The 11,509-nt window shown below is 60.9% G+C and carries 11 protein-coding genes, 1 pseudogene and 1 riboswitch; of the genes and pseudogenes, 6 read left to right on the forward strand and 6 right to left on the reverse strand.

The annotated features are described in order from the left end of the window. Nucleotides 1-88: 88 nt before the first annotated feature. Nucleotides 89-1,252, reverse strand: coding sequence for a 1-acyl-sn-glycerol-3-phosphate acyltransferase (locus HU722_RS05770; protein ID WP_175402970.1), 1,164 nt, complete (start codon nt 1,250-1,252; stop codon nt 89-91). Nucleotides 1,253-1,385: 133 nt separating this feature from the next. On the opposite strand from HU722_RS05770, the gene HU722_RS05775 reads away from it, so the two are divergent. The 3 genes from HU722_RS05775 to HU722_RS05785 are packed head-to-tail and all read left to right on the forward strand — an operon-like array spanning nt 1,386 to nt 2,497. Beyond that, on the forward strand, nt 1,386-1,568 hold the full coding sequence (locus HU722_RS05775) for a CPXCG motif-containing cysteine-rich protein (protein WP_065875072.1): 183 nt from the start codon (nt 1,386-1,388) through the stop codon (nt 1,566-1,568). A gap of 11 nt (nt 1,569-1,579) precedes the next feature. Next, nucleotides 1,580-1,840, forward strand: a complete 261-nt coding sequence (locus tag HU722_RS05780) for a putative signal transducing protein (protein WP_065875071.1) — start codon at nt 1,580-1,582, stop codon at nt 1,838-1,840. Between the two features lie 36 nt (nt 1,841-1,876). Then, nucleotides 1,877-2,497 (forward strand): SOS response-associated peptidase, encoded by a 621-nt coding sequence (locus HU722_RS05785; protein ID WP_065875070.1) that lies wholly within the window; start codon nt 1,877-1,879, stop codon nt 2,495-2,497. A gap of 56 nt (nt 2,498-2,553) precedes the next feature. Here HU722_RS05785 and HU722_RS29175 read toward each other — a convergent pair whose 3' ends face one another. Both HU722_RS29175 and HU722_RS29180 read right to left on the reverse strand, forming a co-directional pair. Further along, on the reverse strand, nt 2,554-3,396 hold the full coding sequence (locus HU722_RS29175) for a methyl-accepting chemotaxis protein (protein ID WP_405045950.1): 843 nt from the start codon (nt 3,394-3,396) through the stop codon (nt 2,554-2,556). Between the two features lie 15 nt (nt 3,397-3,411). After that, nucleotides 3,412-4,755: pseudogene (locus HU722_RS29180) on the reverse strand (methyl-accepting chemotaxis protein); the annotation flags it as partial. Nucleotides 4,756-4,934: 179 nt separating this feature from the next. On the opposite strand from HU722_RS29180, the gene HU722_RS05795 reads away from it, so the two are divergent. Next, on the forward strand, nt 4,935-5,753 hold the full coding sequence (locus HU722_RS05795; protein WP_065879601.1) for a M48 family metallopeptidase: 819 nt from the start codon (nt 4,935-4,937) through the stop codon (nt 5,751-5,753). Between the two features lie 121 nt (nt 5,754-5,874). On the opposite strand, the gene HU722_RS05800 is transcribed toward HU722_RS05795, so the two are convergent. The 3 genes from HU722_RS05800 to HU722_RS05810 form a co-directional block, all read right to left on the reverse strand. After that, the gene (locus HU722_RS05800; protein ID WP_049709951.1) at nt 5,875-6,459 is read right to left on the reverse strand and encodes a TMEM165/GDT1 family protein; all 585 of its coding nucleotides are present in this window, start codon (nt 6,457-6,459) and stop codon (nt 5,875-5,877) included. 88 nt (nt 6,460-6,547) lie between these two features. Continuing rightward, nucleotides 6,548-6,669: riboswitch (yybP-ykoY riboswitch) on the reverse strand. A 50-nt stretch (nt 6,670-6,719) separates the two neighbouring features. Further along, nucleotides 6,720-7,718, reverse strand: a complete 999-nt coding sequence (locus HU722_RS05805; RefSeq protein ID WP_065875067.1) for a methyltransferase — start codon at nt 7,716-7,718, stop codon at nt 6,720-6,722. Between the two features lie 30 nt (nt 7,719-7,748). Further along, the gene (locus tag HU722_RS05810) at nt 7,749-8,714 is read right to left on the reverse strand and encodes a 2-hydroxyacid dehydrogenase (protein ID WP_065875066.1); all 966 of its coding nucleotides are present in this window, start codon (nt 8,712-8,714) and stop codon (nt 7,749-7,751) included. Between the two features lie 85 nt (nt 8,715-8,799). Between HU722_RS05810 and HU722_RS05815 the strand changes: the two genes are divergently transcribed. Together HU722_RS05815 and HU722_RS05820 are read left to right on the forward strand one after the other, a co-directional pair. After that, nucleotides 8,800-9,432: a LysE family translocator gene (locus HU722_RS05815; RefSeq protein WP_003188636.1), complete on the forward strand. Its 633-nt coding sequence runs from the start codon at nt 8,800-8,802 to the stop codon at nt 9,430-9,432. Between the two features lie 275 nt (nt 9,433-9,707). Then, the gene (locus tag HU722_RS05820; protein WP_186752332.1) at nt 9,708-11,390 is read left to right on the forward strand and encodes a fatty acid--CoA ligase; all 1,683 of its coding nucleotides are present in this window, start codon (nt 9,708-9,710) and stop codon (nt 11,388-11,390) included. Nucleotides 11,391-11,509: the final 119 nt, after the last annotated feature.

Here is an 11,509-nt window from a genome sequence, read left to right on the forward strand (position 1 = left end):
TGCGATAGCATCACCGAGGTGTGACTGATCCACCGAGGTGTCTGCATCGCAGGCAAGCCAGCTCCCACACAAGCCAGCGCTCATAGCGTCAGAGCGGTATGCCGGCCTTGACCCGATACTGATTCCGCACCGGCGTAGCGTATTGCACCACCAGGAACGGTCGGTGCTCGGCCGGGCACTCGTTCAAGCGCCGCTCCCATTCTGCCTTCGCCTTGGCCAGTTCGTCGGCCGGGAATACCTCGGCCGCCGTCGGCACCTGCAATTGCGGGTCGGCGTCGCTCCATTGGGCATATGCCAGGTAATGCACCGGGAACAGTCGGTAACCGCCGAGAATCTGCCGGTCCATTTCCACCGCCAACAGTTTGGTATCTTCGAAACGCTCGGTGATCGGCGGCGCAAAGTTGATGTGCACCCGCCCCTTGTAGCCCGTGATGCCAAGGGCGATGCTCACGTCATCCTCGCCCGGCGCCTTGCTGTAGGTGCCGGTGGTGGCGCGGATGTACAGCTCGCGAGCCTTGGCGGTATCGCACGGGTCGTACTCGTAGCTGATCGACACCGGCGTCAGGTTCAACGACTGGATGACCTCGGCAAACGGCTCATCCTTGCGGCTGACGTGGAACATCTTGAGGATCGCCGATTCGGTGCGATCATCCCCATCCTTGGCGCGCCCTTCGGCCTGGGCAATCCAGATCGATTGGCAGTCGTTGCGGATCGAATGGTTGATGTAGGCTGACAGCAGGTTGAAGGCCGCCATCTTTTCCTTTCGCCCGGTGATCGAGCGGTGCACGATAAAGCTCTTGTTCAGGCGCATCAGGTCACTGACAAACGGCTTTTGCAGCAGGTTGTCGCCGATGGCGATGCGCGGCGTCGGCAGGCCGGCGTGGTACACGGCGTAGTTGACGAAGGCCGGGTCCATCACGATATCGCGGTGGTTGGCGAGGAACAGGTAGGCGGTGCCGGACTTGAGCTGCTCGACGCCGGTGTAGGTCACGCCGTCGGTCGCGCGGTCAATGGTGTGGTCGACGTAGTACTCGACTTTGTCCTGCAAGGTCGCAACGGTGGTGACGCCGGCGAATTCACGGCGCAGTTTGCGGGCGATCATCGGCTTGAGCAGCCAGCCCAGGGCGCCGGCAAAGCGCGGGAAGCGGAAGTGGGTCAGGATGTCCAGAAAGGCCTTGTCACTGAACAGGCGTGCCAGCACTGCCGGGACTTCGCTGTCGTTGTAAGGTCGGATGGTATCGAATTCGCCCATCATGCTCTCTTGTTAGAAACGGCTAGGGTAAGTAAAGGAAATACCAGGGTGCGGCCTGAGTAATGGGCTCAGCCGAAATATAACCCTGTAAATAGACCGGCGATTATACGCACAAGTCACCTTGGAGGCTGCGATGCTGGAAACTGCGACGTACGATTGTCCTTATTGTGGTGAAGAGGTCGAGACAACGGTGGATTTGTCCGGCGGCGATCAGACGTATATAGAAGACTGTCAGGTGTGTTGCCGGCCAATCAGTTTCAATCTACAGGTGCATGGCGACGAGTGGATGCTCGAAACCCGTAGCGAAAACGAATAACAGGTACGCCCATGCAGCGAATCTACGAACCGGAAAACCTGATGGAAGGCGAGTTGCTGCAACAGATGCTCGCCAGCGAAGGTATCGAGGCCCACCTGGTGGGCCGGCATTTGCTCGGCGGCACCGGCGAACTGCCCATCTTCGGCTTGCTGGGCCTGGAGGTGGACAACGACCGGGCCGTGGACGCGCGTGAACTGATCACCGCCTACATCGGCGCGCAACCCCTGCCGGGTGATGAACCTGACAGCTTCCCAGGCGTTCTGGTCTGTTAGGCTGTCGGTCGGTTTACCCAAGAGTCATGTTGCCCCATGTGTGGACGTTATGCCCTGTTTCGCTGGAACCCCGCTTTTGCTGCCTTGCCGGGTTTCCCGGCCGACCAGCAGGCCCAGTGGAACATCTCCCCGAACGATTCGGTGCTGATCCAGCGCACCACCGACGGCCAGCTCACCCTGGCGCGGGCCCGCTGGGGCCTGACACCGCCCTGGCTGACCGACCTTTCGCGCACGCCGGCCCATGCCCGCGCCGAAACCCTGGCCGAACAACCGATGTTTCGCGAAGCGTTCCGCCTGCGCCGTTGCCTGCTGCCGGCCAATGGGTTCTACGAATGGCGCGGCACCCAGCGCAAACGTCCGTACTGGCTGACGCCAGGAGAGGGTTCCACCTTGTTTTTTGCCGCGATCTGGGAAGCGTATCCGGTGCAGGAACAGGTGTGGCTGAGCACGGCGGTGGTGACCCAGGCTGCGCAGAGCCAGCGTCGGCCGCTGATCCTGGATGCGGCGGGGCAGGCGGCCTGGCTCAATCCCGAAACACCGTTGCACGTGTTGCAAGGGCTATTGGCAAGTGAACCCACCGCGTTGCGCGAGCGGGTGCTGGCCAACATGGTCAATGATCCGAAGCTCAATGGGCCGGAGTGCTTGACCCCGGCGTGATCCCGTAAGGTGTGTATTGGCTTGCCTGCGATGGGGTCCTCAAGATCCCCGAAAGCTTAAACTTTGAACTGATTGATCAAGCGCCGCTGCTGCTCCGCCAGCTTGGTCAAATCCGCACTGGCCGCGCTGGATTCATCCGCGCCTCCCGCCACTTCATTGGCCACCTGGCCGATGTTGATCACGTTACGATTGATGTCCTCGGCTACCGCGCTCTGCTCTTCGGCCGCACTGGCGATCTGGGTGTTCATGTCGTTGATCACCGACACCGCCTGGGTGATGGTTTCCAGCGCTTCGGCCGCCTTCGCCGCGTGTTGCACGCTTTCATCGGTGCGGCTTTGGCTGTCCTCCATCACCCGTACCACGTCCCGCGTGCCTTGTTGCAACTGCTGGATCATGGTCTGGATTTCTTCAGTGGCTTTTTGAGTCTTCTGCGCCAGGTTGCGCACTTCGTCAGCGACGACGGCGAAACCCCGGCCTTGCTCGCCGGCACGCGCCGCCTCGATTGCAGCATTGAGCGCCAGTAGGTTGGTCTGCTCGGCGATACCGCGAATTGCCGTAAGGATGGCGTTGATGTTCTCGCTGTCCTTGGCGAGGGTTTGCACCACGCCCACGGCCTTGCCAATTTCTGCGGCCAACGCGCCAATCGAGGTGGATGTGTCGCGCACAATCCGCATGCCCTGGCTCGCGGCCTGATCGGCATGGCTGGCGGCTTGCGCGGCCTGGGTAGCGTTGCGCGCAACGTCTTGCGCAGTGGCGGTCATCTCATGCACGGCGGTGGCCACTTGGTCGATTTCCACCATTTGTTTATGCACGCCCTGGTTGGTGCGAATCGCAATATCAGCCGTGTGCTCCGACGAGTCACTGACCTTCTGCACTGAACTCACCACCTGGGTGATCATGCCTTGCAGCTTGATCAGGAAGGTGTTGAAGCCGTTGGCGATCGCGCCCAGTTCATCGGCGCGATCGCTGGTCAGGCGCCGCGTCAGGTCGCCTTCGCCCTGGGCGATGTCATTGAGCATGGCCACCATTTGCTTGAGCGGACGGGCGATGCCGTGGCCTACCAGCCAGATCACCAGCAAGCCGGCACCGGCGATCAATAGGCCGGCAATGGTCATGCCGAAGATATCGGTCTTGCGCTGGGCTTCCAGGTCACTTTGCAATTTCTGCGAGTCGGCCATCACTGCGCCCAGGGGCAACTGCATCATCAGGGTCCAGCGCGCGTCGGTCTGGCCGATGCTGAAGGGCAGGAACAGCTCGATATGCCCGTGTTCCCGGTCGATGTCGTAGCGCACTTCACCGGTTTTGAGTTGGCCGAGGTTGGCCAGTTCGTTGCCGTCGAGCAAGTCGCTGGCTTTTTCACCGAGCTTGCTGGCGTCCTTGGTATAGGCCACAAGGCGTCCGTTACTGGAGATCAGCGCCAGTTCACCGGCACCGTCGTAGAGTTTCTGATCGGCGCTGGTGAGCATGTCCTGGATGAAATTGACCGAGAGATCGGCACCGACGATGCCCTGGAAGGTGCCGTCGATCAGGATCGGCTCGATAAAAGAAGCCAGCATCACCATCGCATTGCCCACCTTGTAAGGGGCCGGGTCGATGACACAGGCTTTTTTGCTTTCCCTGGAGCACAGGTAGTACTCGCTGGCACGCACCCCGGTGGAGAGGATTTTCTGGTCGGCCACGTCGGCGAGTTTATCCAGGCCCAGGCTGCCATCCGCGTTGCGGTACCACCACGGTAGGAAACGTCCGTCGGCACCCATGCCAAGAATGGAGCTGTTCACGTAGGCCGTGTCGTTGTGATCAATGGCATTGGGCTCCCAGCCAATGTAGGCACCGAGGATCTTCGGGTTGCGCACCACGGTTTCATGCAGCAGGTTGATCAATTGTTCGCGGCCCACCTGCAGGGCAGGTTCGCCCTTGGCGTCTTTCATGCCGAGCAGGGCGTTGGCGGTGGCCAGGCTCTTGGCGGTCACCAGCGGGGCTTCCAGCTCACGCTGGATCAACGTGGCCTGGGTGTGCGCCAGGGCGGTGAGGCGTTGCTCGACAATCTGCTCGAACTGAGCCTGGGTGCGCTCCTGCACCATCGCCTGGGTTCGCGCGCCGGCAAACAAGGCGTAAAGCACCAGCACAGCGACCACACTCAGAACAATAGCGCCAGCCAGTGCCGCGACAGAAAACTGAATCGACTTGAATTTCATGAGAACTCCGGGCACAGAGGGGAGGGTCCGCCTTTTTGTATCGGCCACGGCCGCGGTGGGCATGAGCGTTTTTCCGACAAAAATGTCAGGGGTGTCGCGAATGGAATGCCCGCCGCCGTTGATGGGATAGGTGAGATGTATCCGAAAATCGTGAGTTACACGTCTGCTGTATCTGGCGCAGATACAAATGTGCGCCTACGATACGCGCCATATTTCAGGGCGTATTTTCAGGGAGAGTGTTCATGAAGAAGTCATTGGTGATAAGTGGTTTGGTTGCAGCGATGCTGCTGGCCGGGTGTCAGTCGGTCAATACCACCAGCGGCGGCGCCGTTGGAGTGGAGCGCAAGCAGTACATGTTCAGCATGCTGTCGAGCCAGGAAGTCGACCAGATGTATGCCCAGTCCTACCAGCAGACGTTGGGCGAAGCCAGCAGCAAAGGCCAGTTGGACAAGACCAGTGCCAACGCCAAGCGCGTGCAGGCCATTGCCAAGCGTTTGATTGCCCAGGCGCCGACCTTCCGCCCCGATGCTGCGCAGTGGAAGTGGGAAGTGAACCTGATCAAGAGCGACGAGATGAACGCCAACTGTGGGCCTGGCGGCAAGATCTTCGTGTACAGCGCGTTGATCGATAACCTCAAGCTCACGGATGACGAACTGGCCGCCGTGATGGGCCATGAAATCGCCCACGCCTTGCGTGAGCATGGCCGCGAAGCCATGTCCAAGGCCTACGGGATCGAGATGGCCAAGCAGGGCGCCGGTGCGTTGTTCGGCCTCGGCCAGGACAGCCTGGCACTGGCCGATACGGTGGCCAACTACGGCATGACCTTGCCCAACAGCCGCAGCAATGAAAACGAAGCGGACTTGATCGGCCTGGAACTGTCGGCCCGCGCCGGCTACAACCCGAACGCGGCCATCACGCTGTGGAACAAAATGGCCAAGGCTTCGGAAGGCGCACCGCCGGAGTTCATGAGTACTCACCCGGCTTCCGACAGCCGGATTGCCTCGTTGCAGGCGGCGATTCCGAAGGTGATGCCGCTTTACCAGCAGGCCAAAAAATCCTGAGTTAACGCAGATCAATGTGGGAGCCGGGCTTGCCCGCGATGCAGGCAACTCGGTCTCTCAGCTGCACCGGGTTGATGCCATCGCAGGCAAGCCAGCTCCCACAGAGATCGGGTTTGCAGCCTTAGATCCAGCCGCTGCTTTGCATGGCCTTGTACACCGCCACGATAGCCAGGATGAAAAACGCCGTAGCTGCCAACCGGCGAATCAAGGTCAACGGCAGTTTCTCCGCCGCAAAATTACCCGCCAATACCACCGGCACGTTGGCAATCAGCATGCCCACGGTCGTCCCGATAATCACCAGCCAGAGTTCCGGATACTGCGCCGCCAGCATGACCGTGGCGATCTGCGTCTTGTCACCGATTTCGGCGAGGAAGAACGCAATCAGCGTGGTCAGGAACGGTCCGAATTTGCGCGTGGTGCTGGCTTCGTCATCGTCGAGTTTGTCCGGCACCAGGGTCCACAAGGCCGTGGCGCAGAAGCTTGCCGCCAGGATCCAGTGCAATACCGCGTCGGAGAAGAAGCTCCCGAACCAGGCGCCAACGGCACCGGCGGCCGCGTGGTTGGCCAGGGTCGCGGCAACAATGCCGGCGATGATCGGCCAGGGCTTGCGAAAGCGAGCAGCAAGGATGAGCGCGAGCAGTTGCGTCTTGTCGCCGATTTCGGCCAAGGCAACGATTGCTGTAGGAACGAGTAATGAATCCAGCATCAGGTAGGTTTCCAGGGGCGGGTCGACACGGCTATGACACGTACAGCCTTCCCGCCCCGGGTAAGGTGTGCGTGTCATAGGTCTTGTCAAACCCCGGTCCGTCTGTGCGGACTCCTGGGTCGCATACGCCATGGTCTGTTGACCAAGTATGTTGACGTATGCCGGACGAGCGTGGCGCTCGTGGGAGACTACTCCCCTAGGACGGAGCGGATTCTGCCTAGGCAAATTCCATTCGGCAAGCCTTCTTTTTCAAACGCCCGTCAGCCGCGCTTGGCACGGTAGATGCGAAAACCATTGCCTTCAGCCTTGACCGCACAAATACCCAGATGCTCTTCAATCAAGGGTTGGTACTTGAGGAAACTGTTTGCGACTACGCGAAGTTCGCCGCCTTTTGCCAGATGTTTGCCGGCTTTTCGCAGCAGGTTTTCTGTGGCGAAGTAGTCGGTGTGCACGCCGACATGGAACGGCGGGTTGGTCAGAATCGCGTTCAAACCCATCGGCGCTGCGTCAATGCCATCACCGGTCAGCACCTCGGCTTCCAGGCCGTTGGCGGCCAGGGTCAAACGACTGCTGGCGGCGGCAAACGCATCCACGTCGAGCATCGTTACGGTGTTGTGTGGGTAGCGGCGTTTTACCGCAGCACCCAGCACACCGGCACCGCAACCGAAGTCCAGCAGATGGCCGCTCGGCAGTTTATCCAGGTGCTCCAGCAACAGCTCGGTACCGCGATCCAGGCGACCATGGCTGAACACACCGGGCAAGCTCACCACCTTGAGCGGCCCCTCAGCCAAAGGCACGTCGAACACCTGAGCCAGGCTCTCCAGCTCGACCGCTTGCGGGGCATTGGCCACGGTGACTTGCCACAGTTGGCAATGCCGCGCGTTGTCGAGCTTGCGCGGTTTGCCGAAGGGGATCATCTGCTTGGCGGCGCTCTCGATACCGCCTTTTTTCTCCCCTACCAGATACACCTCAGCGCCGGGCAAGCGCGCGGCTACGGCGTTGAGCAGGTAGTCGGTGAGGTCCTTGGACTTGGGCAGGAAGATGACCGCCGCCTCGAATTCGCGCTCTGGCACATTCACGCCAAATTGGCTGCGCTCGGGGAAGCGTGCGTCCAGCGCGGCCTGGTCGCCGGCATGCCAGCACCAGCCGTGCGCGTTGGGCAGGCGACCGAGCAGGTCGTCGGCGGGCAAACCTACCAACAGCAGGTTGCCTTGAAAAAGTTCGGCCTGACGAAGCAGTACTTCACTGCGCGGATCCATGGTCTGCTCCTTGAAAAGGGGCGCAGTTTATCAACTCACGACGCGCAGCGGGGCGCCGCTGAAAAAGCCCCGGGCGTTTTCCGCCAACTGACCAACAATGCGCTGGCGCGCCTCGCGACTGCCCCAGGCATTGTGCGGGGTGACGATCAGCCGGGGGATATCGCCGGCCAGCAGCGGGTTGCCGTTCACCGGCGGCTCAACGCTCAGCACATCGGTCGCCGCGCCGCCCAGGTGGCCGTTGCGCAATGCATCGGCCAGGGCTTGCTCGTTGATCAATCCGCCGCGCGCGGTGTTGACCACAAACGCGCCGGGCTTGAGCAGCGCCAATTCGCGGGCGCCGATAAAGTCGCGGGTGTGGTCGTTGAGCGGGCAGTGCAAGGTGAGCGCGTCAACCTGCGCCAACAGTTCATCCAGCGGCACGCGATCAGCGCGGGCAGGGCGGCCCGGAATGGCGCCCAGTAACACGCGCATGCCAAAGGCTTCAGCCAGGCGCGCGACTGCGCTGCCCAATTCGCCGTGGCCGAGCAAACCAAGGGTTTTACCTTCCAACTCGACAATCGGATGGTCCAGCAGGCAGAACTGTTTAGCTTCCTGCCACTGACCGGCGCTCACATCCCGTTGATAGTCCTTCAAGCGCGTCGCCAGGTTGAGCAGCAGCATGATCGTGTGCTGCGCCACCGACGGCGTGCCGTAGCCCTGGCAGTTGCTCACGGTAATGCCACGGGCACGGGCGGCTTCGAGGTCAACGTTGTTGGTGCCGGTGGCAGACACCAGGATCAGCTTGAGCGCCGGGCAGGCCGCCAGGGTTTCGCTGTTGAGGGCGATCTTGTTGCTGATCGCAACCTGGGCGCCTTGCAGGTGTTCGATCACGTTCAGCGGCGTGGTGTCGCTGAACAAGTGCAGGTCGCTGAAGCTGTTGCGCAGTTCGCTGAGGTCGAGGTCCCCCAAGTCCAGGGACGGGTGATCAAGGAAGACGGCGCGGCGATTGTTCGTCATCAACTGTACCTTTGTGCGACAGGGTTCGAAGGCGTAATCTGCCGAGCCTATCAGATGAAATAATCAGTTACTTAATGGAGTGCGTATGTACGTCGCCGAGTTTTTGACCGTAGCGCTGATTCACTTATTGGCGGTGGCCAGCCCCGGCCCGGATTTCGCGGTGGTGGTGCGTGAAAGTGTGACCCACGGCCGCCGTGCAGGGACCTGGACCGCGTTGGGCGTGGGGTCGGCTATTTTCCTGCACGTGGGGTATTCGTTGCTCGGTATCGGCTTGATCGTCTCCCAGTCCATCGTGCTGTTCAACGCGCTGAAATGGGCGGCGGCGGCCTACCTGCTGTACATCGGCTTCAAGGCTTTGCGCGCGCAGCCGGCCAAGCCTGCGGCCGAGGGTGAGTTGCATCGCGAAGCGGGCGAACGCACGCCCCGTGGCGCGTTTACCGCAGGTTTTGTGACCAATGGCTTGAACCCCAAGGCCACGTTGTTCTTCTTGTCGTTGTTCACCGTGGTGATCAACCCGCACACGCCACTGGCGGTCCAGGCCGGTTACGGCGTGTACCTGGCGGTGGCCACGGCGCTGTGGTTCTGCCTGGTGGCGATGCTGTTCAGCCAGCAACGCGTGCGCGCCGGGTTTGCGCGGATGGGACATTGGTTCGATCGGACCATGGGTGCGGTGTTGATTGCGATTGGGGTGAAGCTGGCGTTTACCAGCATGAAGTAAGGCTGGATAAGTAAGACCGAATGCAAGTGGGCACGGTCCATGTGTGAGCCGGGCTTGCCCACGATGCAGGCGCCTCGGTATTTCCGATGTACCGAGGCGTTGCTATCGCAGGCAAGCCAGCTCCCACCTTGGAGCGCTGCATGTCCCCGATGCTGGCGCAAAGCTAGCATTCATTGGGCGCTGCAAATCATTCCTTTGGCTGATTTGGCTGAAACATAAGGTCTCTAAAGTGCAGGTCTTCAAGCCAAGACCGTGCAGTCATAAAAGGGATTCGTATGTTGCAGACCCGTGTCATTCCGCCCGCCGAAGGTGCGTACCAATACCCGCTGCTGATCAAGCGCCTGCTGATGTCCGGGACCCGTTACGAGAAAACCCGGGAAATCGTCTACCGCGATAAATTGCGCTACACCTATCCAACCCTGATCGAACGGGTCGCGCGCCTGGCCAATGTGCTGACAGAAGCCGGGGTCAAGGCCGGTGACACGGTGGCGGTGATGGACTGGGACAGCCATCGCTACCTGGAATGTATGTTCGCCATTCCGATGATTGGTGCGGTGATCCACACCATCAACGTGCGCCTGTCGCCGGAACAGATCCTGTACACCATGAACCATGCCGAGGACCGCTTCGTGCTGGTCAACAGCGAGTTCGTGGGTCTCTACCAGGCCATTGCCGGGCAACTCACTACCGTTGACAAGACGTTGTTGCTCACCGATGGCGAGGCCAAGACCGCCGAGCTGCCAAACCTGGTAGGCGAGTACGAAACCCTGCTGGCCGCTGCCAGCCCGAAGTACGACTTCCAGGACTTCGACGAACACTCCGTCGCCACCACCTTCTACACCACTGGCACCACCGGCAACCCCAAGGGCGTGTACTTCACTCATCGCCAATTGGTGCTGCACACCATTGGCGTGGCGACCATCATGGGCAGTGTCGACAGCATGCGCCTGCTCGGCACCAATGACGTGTACATGCCGATCACGCCGATGTTCCACGTGCACGCCTGGGGCCTGCCGTACGTGGCGACCATGCTCGGTTTGAAGCAGGTCTACCCCGGCCGCTACGACCCGGAATACCTGGTGGAGCTGTGGCGCAAGGAAAAGGTCACTTTCTCCCATTGCGTGCCGACCATCCTGCAAATGGTGCTCAATGCAAAAGCCGCCCAGGACGTGGATTTTGGAGGTTGGAAAATCGTCATTGGCGGCAGCGCGCTCAACCGCACCCTGTATGAAGCATCCAAGGCCCGTGGCATTCAACTGACCGCAGCCTATGGCATGTCTGAGACCGGGCCGCTGGTGTCCTGCGCGCACCTCAACGAAGAGCTGATGGCGGGCACCGAGGATGAGCGCACCACCTACCGCATCAAGGCCGGCGTGCCAGGGCCCTTGGTGGAAGCCGCGATCATCGACAGCGACGGCCATTTCCTGCCCGCCGACGGCGAGTCCCAGGGCGAACTGGTATTGCGTGCACCGTGGCTGACCGAAGGTTATTACAACGAGCCGCAGAAGGGCGCCGAGCTGTGGGCGGGCGGCTGGATGCACACCGGCGACGTGGCGACGCTGGATGCCTTTGGCGTGATCGATATTCGCGACCGCATCAAGGATGTGATCAAGACCGGCGGCGAGTGGATCTCTTCCCTGGCCCTCGAAGACCTGGTCAGCCGTCACCCGGCGGTACGCGAAGTAGCGGTGGTGGGCATCGCCGACCCGCAGTGGGGGGAACGCCCGTTTGCGTTGTTGGTGGTGCATGATGGCCAGGTGATAGGGGCCCGCGAGCTCAAGGAACACCTCAAGCCGTTCGTGGAGCTGGGCCACTTGAGCAAGTGGGCGATTCCAAGCCAGATCGCTGTTGTTACTGAAATTCCCAAGACCAGCGTCGGCAAGCTCGACAAAAAACGTATCCGCATTGACATCATCGAATGGCAGGCCAACAACAGCACGTTCCTGTCCACCCTCTGAGCTGATTCGCCGTGCCCTTGTTGCACGGCGATGCTCTATCTCGCGCCTTCACTTGTGATTTGCCAATTTTCAGCCATCCTTCCCGCGTCGGCCTTCGTCGACGTGGCGAAAGGGTCGTG

This window comes from Pseudomonas tritici, from assembly GCF_014268275.3.
GTDB classification, from domain to species: Bacteria; Pseudomonadota; Gammaproteobacteria; order Pseudomonadales; family Pseudomonadaceae; genus Aquipseudomonas; species Aquipseudomonas tritici.

What these genes read in the sequence shown, in the direction of transcription:
- HU722_RS05770 (WP_175402970.1), bottom strand. Translation starts at nt 1,252, where the DNA reads ATGGGCGAATTCGATACCATCCGACCTTACAACGACAGCGAAGTCCCG.
- HU722_RS05775 (WP_065875072.1), top strand. Translation starts at nt 1,386, where the DNA reads ATGCTGGAAACTGCGACGTACGATTGTCCTTATTGTGGTGAAGAGGTC.
- HU722_RS05780 (WP_065875071.1), top strand. Translation starts at nt 1,580, where the DNA reads ATGCAGCGAATCTACGAACCGGAAAACCTGATGGAAGGCGAGTTGCTG.
- HU722_RS05785 (WP_065875070.1), top strand. Translation starts at nt 1,877, where the DNA reads ATGTGTGGACGTTATGCCCTGTTTCGCTGGAACCCCGCTTTTGCTGCC.
- HU722_RS29175 (WP_405045950.1), bottom strand. Translation starts at nt 3,396, where the DNA reads ATGATCACCCAGGTGGTGAGTTCAGTGCAGAAGGTCAGTGACTCGTCG.
- HU722_RS05795 (WP_065879601.1), top strand. Translation starts at nt 4,935, where the DNA reads ATGAAGAAGTCATTGGTGATAAGTGGTTTGGTTGCAGCGATGCTGCTG.
- HU722_RS05800 (WP_049709951.1), bottom strand. Translation starts at nt 6,459, where the DNA reads ATGCTGGATTCATTACTCGTTCCTACAGCAATCGTTGCCTTGGCCGAA.
- HU722_RS05805 (WP_065875067.1), bottom strand. Translation starts at nt 7,718, where the DNA reads ATGGATCCGCGCAGTGAAGTACTGCTTCGTCAGGCCGAACTTTTTCAA.
- HU722_RS05810 (WP_065875066.1), bottom strand. Translation starts at nt 8,714, where the DNA reads ATGACGAACAATCGCCGCGCCGTCTTCCTTGATCACCCGTCCCTGGAC.
- HU722_RS05815 (WP_003188636.1), top strand. Translation starts at nt 8,800, where the DNA reads ATGTACGTCGCCGAGTTTTTGACCGTAGCGCTGATTCACTTATTGGCG.
- HU722_RS05820 (WP_186752332.1), top strand. Translation starts at nt 9,708, where the DNA reads ATGTTGCAGACCCGTGTCATTCCGCCCGCCGAAGGTGCGTACCAATAC.